This window comes from Winogradskyella undariae (assembly GCF_013285155.1).
Taxonomy (GTDB): Bacteria; Bacteroidota; Bacteroidia; order Flavobacteriales; family Flavobacteriaceae; genus Winogradskyella; species Winogradskyella undariae.
The window spans coordinates 320782-340209 of sequence record NZ_JABTEL010000001.1 but is presented as its reverse complement, the minus strand read 5'-3'; the positions used below and the strand labels follow the sequence as shown (position 1 = coordinate 340209).

Sequence of the window (19428 nt, the reverse complement as noted above, 5' to 3'; positions counted from 1 at the left end):
TCCTATACTGTTTCTAATTCTTCAACCATTTGTTCTTCTGTCGCCAAACGCTTTAAAGCACGTTTGTATTCTGTTGGCATTACCCTAACAAAATGACGTAAACTCACATCCCAATCTGCTAATAAATCAGCACCTCTTTGGCTATTTGTATATTTTACATGCTTCTCTATAATGGCCTTTAACTCAAGTCCATCTTTTTTGAGAATTTTTTCAAACTCTATAGTTTCGGTATTACACAAACCGTTTATAAATTTACTTTCAGGGTCGTAAACGTAAGCGATACCTCCACTCATTCCGGCTGCAAAGTTTCTTCCTGTTTTACCAAGCACTATTACTTTACCACCCGTCATGTACTCACAGCAGTGATCACCAACACCTTCTACCACAGCTGTTGCTCCTGAGTTTCTTACCGCAAAACGTTCTCCTGCAATTCCGTTAATATAAGCTTCACCTTCTACGGCTCCGAATAAACAAACATTACCTACAATAATATTGTCTGCAGCTATAAAATCTGCTTTTGCAGGCTTTTTAATAATAAGTTTTGCCCCCGACAAACCTTTACCTAAATAATCATTTGTATTTCCTTCTAAAGTAAATGTAAGTCCGTGTGCACTAAATGCACCAAAACTTTGCCCTGCCGAACCTGTGAAATTGATATTTAAAGTATCTTCTGGCAATCCTAAATGACCATAAATCTTAGAAATCTCATTACTTACAATTGCCCCAACAGTTCTATTTGTATTTTTAATAGGATACGCTAAAGCCATTTTCTCTTTTCGATATAAAGCACGATGCGAATCTTTTAGTATTTGAAAATCTAAGACATTATCTAAATTATGATCTTGTTTCTCCGTATTCTTAACCACCATTTTACCGTAAGATTCTGGTCGATGTAAGATTGAAGATAAATCTAAACCTTTAGCTTTATAATGCTTAATCGCTTTATTAGCATTTATTTTATGAGTCTGACCAATCATTTCAGCCATCGTTCTAAACCCTAATTCTGCCATAATTGATCTTAACTCTTCAGCTATATAATAGAAGAAATTAATTACATGTTCTGGTGTTCCTTTAAAGTTTTTTCTCAACTCTTTATCTTGTGTTGCAATACCAACCGGACAAGTATTTAAATGACATTTACGCATCATTATACAACCCGAAGCTACTAAAGGCGCTGTTGCAAACCCAAATTCTTCAGCTCCTAGCAATGCTGCAATTGCAACATCTCGTCCTGTTTTTAATTGACCATCACACTCAACAACTATTCTACTTCTTAAATTATTAAGCACTAAAGTTTGTTGCGCTTCTGCCAAACCAAGTTCCCAAGGTAAACCCGCATGCTTTAATGATGTTAAAGGCGAAGCACCTGTACCACCATCGTAACCCGAAATAAGAACAACATCTGCTTTTGCTTTAGCAACACCTGCTGCAATAGTACCTACACCAACTTCAGAAACTAGTTTCACATTAATTCTGGCTTCGCGATTCGCATTTTTTAAATCATAAATTAATTGTGCTAAATCTTCAATTGAATAAATATCATGATGTGGTGGCGGTGAAATTAAACCTACAAAAGGTGTTGAATTCCTAGCCGCAGCAATCCATGGTAAAACTTTTTCACCAGGTAATTGACCACCTTCTCCAGGTTTTGCACCTTGAGCCATTTTTATTTGAATCTCTCTAGCATTTGCTAAATAATGAGACGTAACTCCAAAACGTCCTGAAGCCACTTGCTTTATTGCAGAATTACGACTATCGCCATTTACATCGGGCTGAAAACGTCTTCTATCTTCACCTCCTTCACCTGAATTAGATTTTCCTCCAATTCTATTCATAGCAATGGCTAAATTTTCATGAGCCTCACGAGAAATAGATCCGTAAGACATCGCTCCCGTTTTAAAACGCTTAACGATTTCTGTCCATGGCTCCACTTCATCTAAAGAAATCGGATCGATATTATTAAACTCAAATAAACCACGGATGGTCATTAAATTTTCAGACTGTTCATTAATCGTTTTTGCATAAACATCATAACTCGCCTGATCACTTAACCTTACCGCTTGTTGTAATTTAGCAACGGTTGTTGGATTAAATAAATGCTTCTCACCATTTCGTCTCCATCTGTAATCTCCTCCAATATTTAAACTTAATCGTGTGTCTGATAAATTATCTGGATAAGCATATTTATAACGCTGGTTAATTTCTTTTTCAATTTCATATAAGCCAATACCTTCAATTCTTGACGCTGTATATGGGAAATATTTTTCTACAAATTGAGAATTAAAACCAACAATTTCGAATATCTGAGAACCTCTGTATGAATGTAATGTAGAGATCCCTATTTTGTTCATCACCTTAAGAATTCCTTTTCCTATGGCTTGATTAAAATTATCTACAGCCTGTTGCTCATCCATTCCGGTAATAAAACCATCTTTAACTTGTATTCTGATAATTTCATTTACCATATACGGATTTACAGCACTGGCACCATAACCAAATAGAGTCGCAAAGTGATGAGGCTCTCTTGGCTCTGCCGATTCTATAATAATATCAAAATAAGAACGCTTACGTAAACGGTTCATTTGATGATTCACATAAGAACAAGCTAACAATGAAGGAATCGGAGCAAATTCTTTATTAACCCCTCTATCAGACAAGATAATAATATTCGTTTTTCTTTCAAGTGCTTTTTCAATCTGCACTATAATATTATCTAATGCATCTTCTAAACCATTTAATCCTTTATCTTTTTGATAAAGCATTTCAATTGTTTCTGCCTTAAAACCTTCAACTTTAATATTTCTTATTTTATCTAAATCGTCGTTAGAAATTACTGGATTCTGAATTTTAAGTTTCCTACATTGACGTTCTGTAATGTTAAAAATATTTCTATCCTCACCCAGAGATAAACTAATATCCGTTACAATTTCCTCTCTAATTCCATCTAAAGGCGGATTTGTGACTTGCGCAAATAATTGTTTGAAATAATTTGAAATGATTTGAGGTTTATTTGAAAGAACCGCTAATGGAGTATCAATTCCCATAGAACCCAAAGCCTCTTTTCCTTTTTGAGCCATTGGAGTGATAACCTCTTGAATATCCTCAAAGGTATAGTTGAATAGACGTTCTCTAGTCTTCATATCTATAGCCTCAATCGGACAAGTCTGCCCTGTATATGGAATATCTTTAAGATGTAATCTTGTTTTATCTAACCATTCTTGATAAGGTCTTTCTCTAACAATTTTACTTTTTATTTCTTCGTCATTTATAATACGACCCTGGTTCATATCTACAAGAAACATTTTCCCAGGCTCTAAACGACCATGACTTTCTACATCTTCTGGAGCAATATCTACCACACCAATTTCTGAAGACATAATAAGCTTACCACTCTTTGTAACCGTATATCTAGAAGGTCTTAATCCATTTCTATCCAATAATGCACCAATATAATTTCCATCTGTAAAAGGCACAGAAGCCGGTCCGTCCCAAGGTTCCATAATACATGCATTATAATCGTAAAATGCTTTACGTTCAGGTGACATTGTTTTGTGCTTTTCCCAAGCCTCAGGAATCATCATCATCATGACTTCTGGCAACGATCTTCCTGTATGCGTTAATAATTCTACCACCATATCCATAGAAGCAGAATCTGATTTTCCGGGTAAAATAATTGGAAATAATTTATCTATTTGAGGTCCAAAAACATCACTTTTCATAATCTCTTCTCGCACACGCATTCTACTTACATTTCCACGAAGGGTATTAATCTCTCCGTTTTGACACATAAATCGGAAGGGTTGAGCTAATTCCCAAGTAGGCATTGTATTTGTAGAAAAACGCTGATGCACTAATGCTAAGCGTGTTACCAAATCTGATTCTTGTAAATCTTTATAGTAAGTTCCAATATCTTCGGGCATAATAATCCCTTTATAAATAAGCGTATTAACAGACAAACTAGAAACATAAAAATAAGAACTTTGAGACATTTTAGAATTCGCAATCGTATGCTCAGTTATTTTCCTTGCGGCATATAATTTAGCTTTAAAAACTTCTTCTGAAACCTCATTAGATTTCCCAATAAACAGCTGCTCAATATTCGGCTCTGATGCTAAAGCTATTGGACCTAATTGGGTAGAATCTACAGGCACTTCTCGCCAGCCAATAATTGAAAGCCCTTGAGCAATCACCTCTTTTTCAAAAGTATCTTTACAAAATTTATATTGATTTCTATTTTTAGGCAAAAACACCATTCCTATCGCATATTTGCCACGAACAGGGATTTTAAATCCACAAACGCGTTTAAAATAAGCATGAGGAATATCTATTAATAAACCTGCACCATCACCCGTTTTTCCATCAGAGCTCACACCTCCCCTATGCTCTAATTTTACTAGTATTTCTAGAGCATCATGTATAATTTGATTGGTCTTCTCTCCTTTGAGATTACATATAAAACCCGCACCACAATTTTCGTGTTCAAATTCTGGTAAATAAAGGCCTTGTTTCTTCAGCATAATTCAAAAAATTTTAAAGGTTTTAACACCTCATTACTCCCCTAATATATATGCAATAATTTTATAAAAAAAATAGTTGAAACACTTTTCTCAAATCGATAGTTTAGAGCACCGAAACTAAACATTTTTCAAAATATAACAGTTTAGACTAGGAATTAGCTAATATGTAATATTTAATATTTTTCAAAAAAAATTATTAAATCCACTGTTTAAGCGAGTGAAAAGTAAAAATAACACACTAAATCGTGAATTTTAACAAAAAATTACAGATTGTAAATTATTGATATATCAATAAAAACAGCAAAAAAAAAAATTAACCCTAAAATTTATAGGGTATAAAATTATATATTCGCAAAAATCATCATTTAACCCCTATTTTTTTTAGGGTGTAATTAAATATTGCATAGATTTGAGAGACACTAACTATTTATAAACACTTAATTATGAAAAAATTACTCTCTTTAACTTTACTATTATCAACTATAGTTTTAAGCGCTCAGGACACTGAAGAGACCACAACTAAAAAGTCATTTACCATTAGCGGTAGTGTAGATGCTTATTACCAAACTTATTTAACAGCTTCAGATGATTCCGGACAATCTTTTGGAACTGCTTTTGCAGATCAAACTGGATTTGCTCTAGGAATGGGTAACATTATTGCCAGCTACGAAAGTGGAAAAGTAGGTGCTGTCCTTGATTTAGTAACAGGACCAAGAGGTGGTAGCGCCACATTTAGCAATGACATTGTTGACGGTATTGTAAATCAAGCATACGTTTACTGGAATGTTTCAGAAAGCACCACGTTAACAATGGGACGTTTTAATACGTTTTTAGGATACGAAGTAATTGCACCAGCTGCAAACTTTAATTACAGCACATCTTATTTATTTTCTAGCGGACCTTTCTCTCATGTAGGTTTAAAAGCTGATTTTGCTCTATCTGATGATTTCAGCTTAATGTTAGCTGTTATGAATCCTTGGGATACTAATGACACTTCGACCACAGGTGAATATTCATTCGGAGCTCAATTAGGATATTCTGGTCAATATTTAAATTTATACTACGATAGTGGTAATAACGGCGGGTTAGGTTTTGAAGTTGATTATACTGGCGGATTCGATCTTAACGATAGTTTATTCTTAGGTATCAACGCTGCTTATAATGACAATGATGGAAGTGGTTTTTACGGAGCCGCACTTTACCCACAATACTCGCTTTCTGATGATTTCGCACTTGGATTAAGAGGCGAATATTTTTCATTGCATGATGATGAGCTTGATGATTTACCTAGCGTAATAGGATTAACTGTTACAGGTAGTTACATAGTAGATAGCAACTTAATTATTAAACCAGAAATAAGACTAGATTCTTGGAGCAATAACGATGCAGTTTATTTTGATGCAGATGGAGAAAACTCAAGTAGTTTAGAAGCTTTTACACTTGCAGCAATCTATACTTTTTAAATAAATACACTAACTAACATATACATTATGACAAACATTTTTTTAACATTTATTCCTAGTTTAATTGCAGCGCAAGATGCCGCTACATCTGCAGACATAGAAGCTGCAGTTAGCGCCATAAACGGAGACATGGGAATGCTTTGGATGCTAATTTCAGCAATCTTAGTATTTTTTATGCAAGCCGGATTTACACTCGTTGAAACTGGTATGACGAGATCGAAGAACGCAGCCAATATTGCAATGAAAAACTTACTTGACATTTGCGTTGGATCATTAACCTACTGGTTTGTTGGTTACTCTTTAATGTATGGTGACACTTCTAACGGATGGTTTTTTTGGAGCGGCATAATGCAAGGAGAAGGAGCTGATTTACTTTTCCAAACAATGTTTGCTGCAACAGCTGCAACTATTGTATCTGGAGCAATTGCTGGACGTACAAAATATTCTACTTACGCTATATTTTCAATTGTAATGACTGCTTTAATCTACCCTATAGCAGGTGGATGGCAATGGCAAGGTTCTGGTTGGTTAACCGAACTTGGATTTATTGACTTTGCAGGATCTTCAATTGTACACTCTGTTGGTGGATGGGCTGCATTAGTTGCCGCTTTTATGGTTGGACCAAGAATTGGAAAATACGTAGATGGAAAAGTAATGCCAATACCTGGACATAACCAAATTCTTGCAACCTTAGGAGTATTTGTACTTTGGATGGGTTGGTTTGGATTTAACGGTGGTTCTCAACTTGCTTGGGGTGGTGCCGATTCAATCGCAGCTTCAAATGTTGTATTAGTTACAAACTTAGCAGCGGGCGCTGGTGGTTTAGGCGCATTAATCACAACATGGATATGGTACGGTAAACCAAATTTACCACAAACTTTAAATGGTGTTTTAGCCGGCTTAGTTAGTATTACTGCTGGCTGTGGAAACATGACCCCAATAGGAGCCGTAATGGCAGGATTAATTGGTGGTGTTATCGTTGTTTTCTCTATAGAAATTATTGAGAAAAAACTTAAAATTGATGATGCTATTGGTGCTGCTTCAGTTCACGGTGTTGCCGGAGCTTGGGGAACATTAGTTATTGGACTTTGGGGCGTTAACGGAGACGAAGCTATTGGACTACTTAATGGTGGTGGATTCTCTCAACTAGGAACTCAGGCAATTGGAGTTTTAGCATACGCAGCTTGGTCTGTTACACTATCATTTATTATTCTTAAAATATTAAAATCTACAATGGGTCTACGTGTAAGTGAAGAAGAAGAACTTGTTGGTCTTGACCTTTCTGAGCATGGAGAAATTGCATACCCAGGGAAGAGAGAAAGATAAAATCATTTATTAGTTTAAATCGATAATTAATTTAGTTGTTAAAGTGAAAACCCTCGAAGTATTTTATTTCGAGGGTTTTCTATTACCTTTTGTTTTAGAACTAATGCATAAAAAAAACCTTAGAAGCTTTTATCACTTCTAAGGTTTTTTTATTTACTCTAAATTATTAATTTTTAAGCTGAATTACGACTTGCATTAATATTACCAAACAATGATCGCGTCACCATTTTTTCAAAGGTTTTAATCAACTCCTCGTCTCTTACTTCTGCTTTCTCAAGCTCTTGTATTTGCTTTAAAGCATATTGCTGTATTGTTATTAAAGGTAATACAATTGATTCTCTAACCGCAATTGATGCTTTTCCTGAAGGCTCTTCTTGCATTAAATCTTTATAACCTGTAAGTTTCAAGATTAAACGTTTAGAAGTTTCATACTCTTCATTTATAAGACTCCAGAATTCACCGTACTCTTCATCTTCTGCCATATAACGTGTTAAATCGAAAAACGACTTAGACAAAGACATCATACTGTTTTCAATTAAAGTTTTAAAGAAGTTTGAAGTTTTAAATAACTCTTTAACTTTATCAAATTCACCAATATCTTCATAATGCTTTAAAGCTGTCCCAACTCCAAAAAACCCTGGCACATTTTGTTTTAACTGACTCCAAGAACCAACAAAAGGTATCGCTCTTAAATCTTCAAAAACCAATGCATCAGATTTCCCTCGTTTAGACGGACGACTACCAATATTTGTTTTCGCATAGTACTTAAGCGTACTCATATTCTCTAAATAAGGAATAAATTTTGGATGCGCTTTAAAAGCCGAATAAGCTTCATAACTACGCTCTGCCAAATTAGTCATTACAACTCTATCTTCAGAACGCATTGTTAAATCGACATCACTTAGACTATTACCAATACCAGAACTTATTAATTGTTCTAAATTATATTGAGAAGAATCTAAAGTCCCAAAATTAGAACTAATAGTCTGCCCTTGTATCGTTAACTGAACTTCATTATCTTCTATTGTAGATCCTAAAGACGCATAAAAATCATGTGTTTTTCCTCCTCCACGAGCAGGTGGTCCCCCACGCCCATCAAAGAAAATTACTTTTACACCATACTCTCTAGAAACTCTAGTTAAGTTTTCTTTAGCTTCAAAGATTGCCCAATTCGCCATTAAGTAACCACCATCTTTTGTTCCATCACTAAAACCAAGCATAATAGTTTGCTTATTACCTCTTGATTTTAAATGCGCAGCATATTCTGGATTAGTATATAATTCCGTCATTATTTGAGGTGCATTCTCTAAATCTGTAATCGTTTCAAACAAAGGACCAACATCTACGGTTAACTTATCTTGAAATGCAACTAACTTTAACATCGCAAACAATTGCATGACATGTAAAGTACTTTGATTATTACTAATAATGTATCTATTTGCAGCCTGCTCACCATTCGTTTCCTGAATAGTTTTAATCGCCTTCATCGTTTGTAAAGCCATTAAAGTTTCTTCATCTTTTATTAAAGATAAATCTATTGAACCTTCAATTTTAGATAAAATCTTAACCTGCTCTTCTTCTGATAAATCTTGATAATCTTTAGGGAAAATAGCAGTACCACTTTCTATTAAAGCATTAACCATATTATTAAAAAACTGCTCATGCTTACGACTATCTTGTCTAATATCTAAACTAGCAAAATGAAACCCGAATAAATGCGTTTTGTTGATAAAGCTATTTAACTCATCAACATATAATGACTGATGTTTATCTATAACAATCTGCTTAATAGCTTTTAATTCTGAAACAAAAAATTCTAAAGTTAAATCTGACTCTTTATCTGTAACTAAATTATATAATTCTTGCTCTAAATATGCTATTCTTTCTTCAACCCCCTGAAATGTTAATTTCCTTTTCAATTGTCTTAAGTTTCCATAGTAACTTTTTACAATTGAATTTCTTAATCTACCCGCTACTTTTAAAGTTATTTCTGGCGTTACAAAAGGGTTTCCATCTCTATCTCCACCTGGCCAAAAACCAACATTGATAATATTATTATCGATATGCTCTCCATCAAAAATATTCTGTTGAATATAATCGTAAATACCCCCAAATGATTCATAAAATACATTTTGAAGATACCATATTAAACTTATTGCCTCGTCGTAAGGCGTTGGTTTTTCATGCTTAAAGAAAGGTGTTTTCCCTAATTGCGCTAAAAGATCATTAATTTTAAGCAAATCATTTTCACGAATTGCCGCCGTTAAATCTGTAATAATACCTAAAACTGAACCTGGGTAAAACTGTGTTGGGTGAGCAGTTAATACGATTCGAACTTTAAACTCTTCTAAATATTTTTTTAAAGTTTCTAATTTATTATCTGCTGTAGCTGTTTCTTTTAAACTCCTTAAAGTACCAATACCATCCATATTGTTAACCACAGGAAATGCAGCATCTTCAATTGCATCAAACAAAACGACTTGTCGCTCTATATATTGAATAAATCGAAATAATAAGTTGATTTGACTTTCTGAAGAACGCCTCGCTTGATATTTATCGAAAAAAGAATCCACGATAGTTGTTGGATCCTCATGATTCTCAAAACCATTATGGCAAGTTTCATGAAACAAAGGCAAAAGCGCTCCTGTTTTCGTAACCGAATCAAAAGGCAATGTCATAAATATACTATTGTATATCTGATATTTAGACAATACGTTTTGATTAAAACGTGTTAATTTTGGTTGTGTGGACATTATATTTTTTAAAATTAAATTATAGTGGATTGTCCTAAGTGGATATTCTTAAAATTGATATTTGAATCTTTAGGATGATAAAGAAAATCTTCAATAAAATCACCAACATTAGACGTTGTCACCGTATTTACTACCGAATTTATATCCGGAGTTGTTATGTTTAATTTTAATGATTTTTCTACAGCTAACCTAATTAATTCGGCTTCATTATGTAATTCAAAATGACTCAACAACATAGCCGCCGATAAAATTGAAGCGATAGGATTTGCAATTCCTTTGTTTGCACCTTGAGGATATGACCCATGAATAGGCTCGAACATCGCATATTTATCACCAACCGAAGCCGATGCTAATAAACCAATAGAACCACCAATTACACTAGCTTCATCACTAATAATATCACCAAACATATTTTCAGTTAAAATAACATCGAATTGCTTAGGATTTAAAATCATTTGCATAGCAGCATTATCTACAAATAAGAAATCGAGTTCAACATCTGGATACTGCTCCGCAACTTCTTTTACTACTTTCCTCCAAAGTCTAGAAGATTCTAAAACATTTGCTTTATCTACCAAGGTAACTTTATGACTTCTATTTTCTGCTGCAACAAAAGCTAAATGCGCAATACGCTCAATTTCTTCACGAGAATAACCACATAAATCCGAAGCATAATTTCCATCTTCAGACAGCTGTTTTTCACCAAAATAAATACCTCCAGTTAATTCTCTATAAATAGATATATCTGTCCCTTCAATGATATGTTTCTTTAAAGGAGATTTATCTAATAGCGTTTCATATGCTTTTACAGGTCTAATGTTCGCAAATAAACCTAGTTCTTTACGCAGCTTAAGCAAGCCTTGTTCTGGACGAACTTTAGCAGTAGGGTCGTTATCATATTTAGGATCACCAATAGCACCAAACAAAATAGCATCACTATTTTTACATAATTCTAACGTTTCATCTGGCAAAGCATCATTGTGCTTATCGATAGCAATAGCACCAACATCTGCCGTTGTAAACTTAAAATTATGATTAAATTCTGAAGCAATTGCTTTTAACGCCTTAATAGCCTGATTAGTTACTTCTGGACCAATACCATCCCCTGGTAAAACTGCTATATTTAATTTCATTTGTATGGACTAATATATTTTCTGAGCTTCAAAAGCTTCAATTAATTTTTTATTATTCACAAGGTAATCAATATCATCGTAACCATTGATCATACACGTCTTTTTATAGGCATCTATTTCAAATTTTTCTGATAAATCAGAATCTTTTACAGAAATGGTCTGATTTTCTAAATCAACAAGTAACTCTGTCTCTGAATTAGACGCAATAATCTGAAGTAAGTCACTTAAAAACGCTTTAGAAACCTGAACCGGTAATAATCCATTATTTAAGGCATTCCCTTTAAAAATATCTGCAAAAAAACTAGAGACAACCACTTTAAATCCAAAATCTGTAATTGCCCAAGCCGCATGTTCCCTACTTGATCCGCATCCAAAATTATCTCCAGCAACTAAAATTTTACCTGAATATTGAGCATCGTTAAGTATAAAATCTATATTAACGGAACCGTCTTTATGATATCTCCAGTCTCTAAATAAATTATCACCAAACCCTTTTCTGTCTGTTGCTTTTAAAAAACGCGCAGGTATAATTTGATCGGTATCGACATTCTCAATATTTAAAGGAATGGCTTTTGATTTTAAGGTTGTAAATTTTTCCATTAATTTAAATGCTTTGTTATATCTATAATTTTTCCTTCTACTGCTGTTGCCGCTGCAACTAATGGACTTGCTAAAATTGTTCTTGAACCTTGTCCTTGCCTACCCTCAAAATTTCTATTTGAAGTAGACACACAATATTCTCCTTGTGGAATTTTATCATCATTCATGGCTAAACATGCCGAACACCCCGGTTGACGCAATTCAAAACCAGCATCATCAAAAATAGTTTTCAAACCTTCTTCAATAATCTGATGTTCTACCTGCTTACTTCCTGGAACCAACCAAGCCGTTACATTATCTGCCTTTTTCTTTCCTTTTATATATTTAGCAGCAACCCTAAAATCTTCAATTCTAGAATTGGTACAACTTCCTATAAAAACAAAATTAATAGGTTTATTTATTAAACTTTCACCAGCTTCAAAATTCATATAAGCTAATGACTTTTTAAACGAAGGATTATCATTTACAGGAATCGTTTCTGAAATTTTAATTCCCATACCTGGATTTGTACCATAAGTAATCATTGGCTCAATATCCTCTGCAGCAAAACTATATTCTTGATCAAAAACAGCATCTTCATCCGTAGGAAGGGTTTTCCAATAGGCTACTTTTTTATCAAAATCTTCACCTTTAGGCGCAAATTCTCTTCCTTTCACATAACTAAAAGTCGTTTCGTCTGGAGCAATCATGCCTCCTCTTGCTCCCATTTCAATACTCATATTACAAACCGTCATACGACCTTCCATACTCATATCTTCAAAAACATTTCCTGCATATTCACAGAAATAACCTGTACCAGAATTGGTTCCTAATTTTGAAATAATATAAAGAATAACATCTTTTGGTAGAACTCCTGCTTTCAATTTTCCATTAACCGACACCCTTAAACTTTTAGGCTTAGTAAGCAACAAACATTGACTCGCAAAAACCTGCGCAACCTGACTTGTTCCTATACCAAAAGCAATAGCTCCGAACGCACCATGTGTTGAGGTATGACTATCACCGCAAACCATCGTTAAGCCTGGTTGAGTCACTCCCAACTCAGGAGCCATTACATGCACAATACCATTGTATTTATGACCTAATTGGTATAATGTGATATTGTTTTTTTTACAATTTTTAGACAACTGCTCTAATTGTTTTCTAGAGAGTTCATCTTTTATTGGTTGATCTTGATTTAATGTTGGCGTATTATGATCTGCCGTAGCCACAATTTGATTGGGCCTATATACAGGAATTCCGCGTTCTTCCAATTCATTGAAAGCCTGCGGACTTGTTACCTCGTGTATTAAATGTTTATCTATATAAAGTATCTGTGGTCCATTATCTATCGCATCTACCACATGCGCGTCCCAAACTTTATCGAATAGTGTTTTCCCCATGTATTTAAGCTGAAATTATTTGTTTATAGACACTACTTGTTTCTATAATTTGATGAATATCATTATCGTTGATTTCTTTTTTACGATCTGCAAAACTTAAAAAATTAGAATATACATCATCTAACTGAAGTTTTGTTAATTCGTAACCTACATTTTTAGCTCTGTATGCCAAAGCTGCTCTTCCACTTCTTGCTGTTAAAACAATTGCAGACTCAGTAACACCAACATCTGCTGGGTTAATAATTTCGTAAGTTTCTCTGTTTTTTATCACACCATCTTGATGAATACCAGAACTGTGAGCAAAAGCATTAGCACCTACAATCGCTTTATTTGGCTGCGTATAAATCCCCATATTATCACTAACAAGTTGACTCATTCCATACAACATTGACGTATTAATATTAGTATCTAAATTAAGATAAGGGTGTTGCTTCAATACCATAACAACTTCCTCCAATGCTGTATTACCAGCACGCTCACCAATACCATTGATAGTACATTCTATCTGTCGTGCTCCATTAATCACACCCTCAATAGAATTTGCTGTAGCTAAACCCAAATCGTTATGACAGTGACAAGACAATATAGCCTCCTCAATACCTTTTACATTTTCTTTAAGGTATTTTATTTTTGCTCCATACTCACTTGGTAAACAATACCCAGTTGTATCTGGAATATTTAACACAGTAGCACCTGCTTTAATTGCAGCTTCACATACTCTTGCTAAATATTCATTATCAGTTCTTCCTGCATCTTCAGCATAAAACTCTACATCTTCAACAAAAGACTTCGCATATTTTACAGCTTGAAAAGCACGCTCAATAATAGCTTCTTTGTTTGATTTAAATTTATGAATAATATGAGAGTCTGACGTACCTATACCTGTATGTATTCTCGGTAATTTAGCATATTTTAAAGACTCAGCAGCAACTTTTATATCATTTTCAACAGCACGTGTTAAACCACAAACTGTTGCATTTTTTACAATTTTTGAAATTGCTTCTACAGACTTAAAGTCTCCTGGACTAGACACTGGAAATCCAGCTTCAATCACATCAACTCCCAAAAGATCTAATTGCTTTGCAATGATTACTTTTTGTTCTGAGTTAAGCTTGCAACCTGGCACTTGTTCTCCATCTCGCAGTGTAGTATCGAATATTTGAATACGGTTATTAGACATTTATCAAAATATATTTTATAGTATTGTCTTACGAATATATATTTTGATTTTGCTTTAAAATACCGATCTTAGTTTAACTTTACGATGCCCAGTCGTTAAAATATATTTCAATTAACTGATTAACAGACAGATAAATCTATTCTCAATTGATAACTAAAGACCAAAAAGATAATTTATTCTCACTAGTTAAGTCTTTAACTAAATCTGAAAAACGTCAGTTTAAACTGTATGTTGGTCGGCTTGGTGTGAATTCTGACTCTAAATTTTTGAATCTTTTTAATTTTTTAGACAAGGCTAAAGCCTATAATGAAACTTCAATTTTAAAAAGTAATATTATTAAAAAACAACAGCTTGCAAATGTAAAATCGCATTTATATAAGCAAATTTTAATCAGCTTAAAACTGAATCCTTCACATCAAAACATAAGATTACAAATTAGAGAACAATTAGATTTTGCTTCAATTTTATACCATAAAGGTTTATATAAACAAAGTTTAAAAATTTTAGATAAAGCTAAAGAGCTAGCCATAGTCAATGAAGAAAAAAACTCGGCTTTCGAGATTGTTGAACTCGAAAAAGTTATTGAATCACAATACATTACACGAAGTATTAGCACACGCGCAGATGAACTAGCTGTGCAAGCTAAAGAATTAAGTACACTTAACGTTATAACCAGTAAGCTCTCCAACCTATCACTTCAACTCTACAGCAATATTCTAAAAACAGGTTATGTAAAAAATGAAGATGAAGCCAAAATGGTCATCAATTATTTCAATAAGCAATTACCCAAAGTTAAAATTGAAGACTTAGGGTTTCGAGAAAAATTATGGCTATATAAAGCTAATTTATGGCAAAGCTTTTTACTTCAAGATTTTTTAAACTGTTTTAAGTATGCTTTAAAATGGGTGGATTTATTTTATCAAAACCCAAGCATGATTAATCTTAATCCGGTATTCTTTTTAAAAGGAAACAACTACCTTTTAGAGGCTTTGGTTTTTATTGGTAACAAAACAAAATTTGTAGAAAAATTTAATGACTTTGAAGCCACAGTTCAAAAATTAAGCTTTCCAAAAGACGAAAATGTTGCTTCTTTAGTCTTCCTTTACACTAACTTTCACAAAATTAATCAACATTTTATTGACGGTAGTTTTGCAGAAGGACTCGATATTATTCCGACAATAGAAAAAGAACTAATCCCTTTTGGTGAAAAGATTGACCCACACCATAAAATGATTTTTTATTACAAGTTTGCTAGCTTACAATTTGGAGCAGGCAACAATAAAGAATGCATAAAATATCTTGATAAAATCATTTCTAACAAGTCGCTTTCCATGCGAGAAGACCTACTCTGTTTTTCCAGAGTTTTAAATCTTGTTGCTCATTACGAAGCAGGCTTAGATTACCACCTAGAAACACTACTAAGAAGCACTTACAAGTTTTTAATTAAAATGAACGACCTTCATGAGGTACAAAAAGAAATGATAAAATTCATTAGAAGTTTACAAGATATTTACCCTCATGACCTTAAAAATGCATTTAAAGAATTACACAAAACATTAAAAACTTTTGAAGATCATCCCTACGAGCGTCGTGCCTTTTTATACCTAGATGTTATTTCATGGCTTGAAAGTAAAATTGAAAACAAACCTGTCTCTGAAATTATTCATATTAAATATTTAGCAAAGAATAACTTAATTTAATATGATTTTCATAAAAAACTCATAAAATCGCCAAATTATTTGGATTTGTGATTTTTGTATTGCAATATTTGTGCTCACAAAGTTCAAACACTTACTGAAATGTTATCAAGAAAGGCGGAGGGAATGACCCTATGAAGCCTTAGCAACCCTTAGATTCACTAAGAAGGTGCTAAATTCTACTTAATAATCCGATTCATTAATCGGAAAATTGGATAGATAACTCAAGACTAATTACCCATCTGTAATTAGCATTTTCTTCATAATATTTTTCTATTAAGTATGCTTCACACTTCGATTTAAAATCGAAAATATATGAAGCTTATTTTGGCTTTTGGTTTAATCTTTTATTAACTCAAAAACTTAGAAAAATGAGTACACAAAAATTCGCAACCAAAGCGTTGCACGCAGGACACGACGCAAGTCAAACATCAGGGACAAGAGCTGTTCCTATTTACCAAACATCATCTTACGTCTTTAAAGATTCAGATGAAGCAGCAGGAAGATTTAACCTTTCGGTTCCTGGTTACATTTACACCCGTTTAAACAACCCAACCAACGACATTTTAGAGCAGCGTTTAGCAGCTTTAGAAGGCGGAATAGGCGCAGTAGCAACAGCTTCTGGAACCTCAGCCATTTCTACAACATTACTAACATTACTAAGAGCTGGCGATCACATCGTAGCATCGAGTAGCTTATATGGAGGAACCTACAATTTATTAAGCGTTACACTACCTAGACATGGTATTACAACCACTTTTGTAGATCCTTCTGATCCTGACTCATTCAAAAAAGCAACTCAAGAAAACACAAGAGCCTTTTTTGTAGAATCCTTAGGAAACCCAAAATTAGATGTTTTAGACTTAGAAGCTATTTCTAAAGAAGCAAAAGCTTTTAAGGTTCCATTAATCGTAGATAATACTGTAGCAACACCTTACTTACTTAGACCAATTGAGTACGGGGCAGACATTGTTATTCACTCTTTAACAAAATACATCACCGGAAATGGAACTTCATTAGGAGGTATTATAATTGATAGTGGCAATTTTGATTGGACTAATGGGAAATTCCCAGAATTCACAGAACCATCTGCTGGTTACCATGGTTTAGTTTATAGCGAAGCTATTGGAGCAGCTGCTTTTATTGCAAAAATTAGAGTTGAAGGCTTACGGGATTATGGTGGTGCTTTAAGTCCATTTAATGCTTTTCAAATCATTCAAGGTTTAGAAACTTTAGAATTACGTATTAAAAAACATAGTGAAAATGCTTTAGAATTAGCAAAATGGCTACAAGAACAGCCGGAAGTCAATTGGGTAAACTACCCTGGTTTAGAAACTAGTAAATACAAAAAATTAGCAGACAAATACTTACCAAAAGGTCAGAGTGGCGTTGTTACTTTTGGCGTTGATGGAGGTTACGAAGCTGCTAAAACAATCTCTGACACTACAAAGTTGTTCTCATTATTAGCAAATATTGGAGACACAAAATCTCTTATCATTCATCCTGCAAGCACAACACATCAGCAACTAAGCGATGAAGCGCAATTAACCTCTGGAGTTACCAAAGACTTAATTCGTTTATCTGTAGGAATTGAAAATATAGAAGATTTGAAAAATGATTTAAAAGAAGCTTTTGCAGTTGTAAAACAAAAAGCGCTTCAGCATTAATCAAAAAGTCACTATCACATTAAGCACAGTAAAAAACATAGCAAAATTATTTTTTTGCAGCTGTGCTTTATGTGATATTTTGATGACTCTAAAATTTTAAATTAAAATATTTTCAAAATTAAAAAACAAAATGAGCGATATAAAATTTTCTGTAGCAGGAGCTAGTGCTTCACCTACAAAATTTATAGGAAAAACAAGACAATTTACTTTAGTCGTAGACGAACCTTCTGATTTAGGAGGTACAGATACGGATGCAAATCCGGTAGAATATATTTTAGCTGGTTTTGCGGGCTGTGCTAATGTTATTGGGCATATAGTAGCCAAAGAGTTAGGTTTCACTATAAAAAATTTAAAAATAGAAGTCTCTGGCGAATTAAATCCAAATCGGTTTTTAGGTAACTCCAACAAAGAACGTGCTGGATTTAAATCTATAAGTTTAAATCTTATTCCTGAAACGGACGCAAGTATTGAAACCTTATCTAAATGGCTTCAATTAGTTGAAGAACGATGCCCTGTAAAAGACAATCTTCAAAATAAAACACCTTTAAAAATATCCGTAGTAAAAGAATTTGCGGTTTAAAAAAAACTAGCGATGATAAATCTAAAACATATTACAATTGCTAACTATGCAACCGAAAGTGGTAAGACAACTTCACTAAACTTGTCTTACCAAACTTTTGGTAAACCCCTACATACAGCACCTATTATTTTAGTGAATCATGCGCTAACTGGAAACTCTAATGTTATCGGAGAAAATGGTTGGTGGAATGATATTATCGGAGAAAATAAATGTATCGACACTAATGAATACACAATTTTATCTTTTAATATTCTTGGTAATGGCTACGATAATAAAGCTGAAAACATCATAGAAAATTATAAAGATTTCACAGCAAGAGATATTGCAAAACTCTTTGCCTTAGCAATAGAAGAATTAAAAATTCAACATTTATTTGCTGTCATTGGAGGTTCTGTTGGAGGTGGAATTGCATGGGAATTAGCCGCATTAAAACCGCGTTTAATTAAACATTTAATTCCTATTGCAACCGACTGGAAATCTACAGACTGGGTTATTGCTAATTGCCATATTCAAGATGCGCTATTAAATAACTCTTCTCAACCATTGGTAGATGCCAGAATGCATGCCATGACGTTATACCGAACACCAGAATCTTTAACACAAAAATTTGATCGTACTAAGAAAGACGAATCCTTTTTTAACATTGAATCCTGGCTTAGTTATCACGGTAATGCTCTAAATGATCGTTTTCAGGTTGCTGCATACAAATTAATGAATCAGGTTTTAAGAACAATTGATATCACTAGAGATCGAAATGATTTTTTAGATGTCGCATCTAAAATTGAAAGTGACATTCATATCATCACTATCAATTCTGATTTATTTTTTAAAGCTGATGAAAACTGGAACACCTTTGTTGAACTAAAAGGCAAGAAAGAAAATGTTAACATTCATGAAATAAAATCGATACACGGACACGATGCTTTTTTAATTGAATTTGATCAATTAGCACGCTTTTTGAAACCTATTTTTAAAGCAGAAGTAACTTCTGTTAAAAAAAAACTTGAGCAGCAAGTTGCATAAAAACTAGCATATAATATTAAAAAGAGCCAAACTTATAAGTTTGGCTTTTTTGCTTCAAAGAATCTACAGAACTTTATAACTAAACGACATCTCTTATCTTTTCATCG

At 33.6% G+C, this 19428-nt stretch carries 12 protein-coding genes and 1 riboswitch; of the genes, 6 read left to right on the top strand and 6 right to left on the bottom strand.

From position 1 onward, the window contains the following. Positions 1-2: 2 nt before the first annotated feature. A complete protein-coding gene (gltB, locus tag HSX10_RS01380) occupies positions 3-4517 on the bottom strand; it encodes a glutamate synthase large subunit (protein WP_254453182.1) in 4515 nt (1504 codons plus the stop codon). A 443-nt stretch (positions 4518-4960) separates the two neighbouring features. Between gltB and HSX10_RS01375 the strand changes: the two genes are divergently transcribed. Further along, positions 4961-5980, top strand: coding sequence for an outer membrane beta-barrel protein (locus HSX10_RS01375; protein ID WP_173586407.1), 1020 nt, complete (start codon positions 4961-4963; stop codon positions 5978-5980). A 27-nt stretch (positions 5981-6007) separates the two neighbouring features. Beyond that, on the top strand, positions 6008-7306 hold the full coding sequence (locus tag HSX10_RS01370) for an ammonium transporter (RefSeq protein WP_173586406.1): 1299 nt from the start codon (positions 6008-6010) through the stop codon (positions 7304-7306). Between the two features lie 173 nt (positions 7307-7479). Here HSX10_RS01370 and HSX10_RS01365 read toward each other — a convergent pair whose 3' ends face one another. From HSX10_RS01365 to HSX10_RS01345, 5 genes are read right to left on the bottom strand one after another with little or no spacing between them, the layout of a single operon-like run. Then, a complete protein-coding gene (locus HSX10_RS01365; protein WP_173586405.1) occupies positions 7480-10059 on the bottom strand; it encodes a phosphoenolpyruvate carboxylase in 2580 nt (859 codons plus the stop codon). Between the two features lie 14 nt (positions 10060-10073). Then, positions 10074-11192 carry a 3-isopropylmalate dehydrogenase gene (leuB, locus tag HSX10_RS01360; protein WP_173586404.1) on the bottom strand — a complete coding sequence of 373 codons (1119 nt, stop codon included), beginning with the start codon at positions 11190-11192 and terminating at the stop codon, positions 10074-10076. A 9-nt stretch (positions 11193-11201) separates the two neighbouring features. Continuing rightward, positions 11202-11792: a 3-isopropylmalate dehydratase small subunit gene (leuD, locus tag HSX10_RS01355; RefSeq protein WP_173586403.1), complete on the bottom strand. Its 591-nt coding sequence runs from the start codon at positions 11790-11792 to the stop codon at positions 11202-11204. Next, positions 11792-13174, bottom strand: coding sequence for a 3-isopropylmalate dehydratase large subunit (gene leuC / locus HSX10_RS01350; protein WP_173586402.1), 1383 nt, complete (start codon positions 13172-13174; stop codon positions 11792-11794). Before leuC ends, leuD begins: the two co-directional genes overlap by 1 nt. A gap of 4 nt (positions 13175-13178) precedes the next feature. Further along, positions 13179-14354 (bottom strand): 2-isopropylmalate synthase, encoded by a 1176-nt coding sequence (locus tag HSX10_RS01345; RefSeq protein ID WP_173586401.1) that lies wholly within the window; start codon positions 14352-14354, stop codon positions 13179-13181. 149 nt (positions 14355-14503) lie between these two features. Between HSX10_RS01345 and HSX10_RS01340 the strand changes: the two genes are divergently transcribed. From HSX10_RS01340 to HSX10_RS01325, 4 genes are all read left to right on the top strand, one after another. Continuing rightward, the gene (locus tag HSX10_RS01340; protein ID WP_173586594.1) at positions 14504-16054 is read left to right on the top strand and encodes a hypothetical protein; all 1551 of its coding nucleotides are present in this window, start codon (positions 14504-14506) and stop codon (positions 16052-16054) included. A gap of 99 nt (positions 16055-16153) precedes the next feature. Beyond that, a riboswitch (SAM riboswitch) is annotated at positions 16154-16277 on the top strand. A gap of 145 nt (positions 16278-16422) precedes the next feature. Then, on the top strand, positions 16423-17718 hold the full coding sequence (locus tag HSX10_RS01335) for an O-acetylhomoserine aminocarboxypropyltransferase/cysteine synthase family protein (protein WP_173586400.1): 1296 nt from the start codon (positions 16423-16425) through the stop codon (positions 17716-17718). A 130-nt stretch (positions 17719-17848) separates the two neighbouring features. Then, the gene (locus tag HSX10_RS01330) at positions 17849-18298 is read left to right on the top strand and encodes an OsmC family protein (RefSeq protein WP_173586399.1); all 450 of its coding nucleotides are present in this window, start codon (positions 17849-17851) and stop codon (positions 18296-18298) included. A gap of 12 nt (positions 18299-18310) precedes the next feature. Then, complete coding sequence (locus tag HSX10_RS01325; protein WP_173586398.1) at positions 18311-19321, top strand: alpha/beta fold hydrolase; 1011 nt, start codon at positions 18311-18313, stop codon at positions 19319-19321. The last annotated feature ends 107 nt before the right edge of the window (positions 19322-19428 follow it).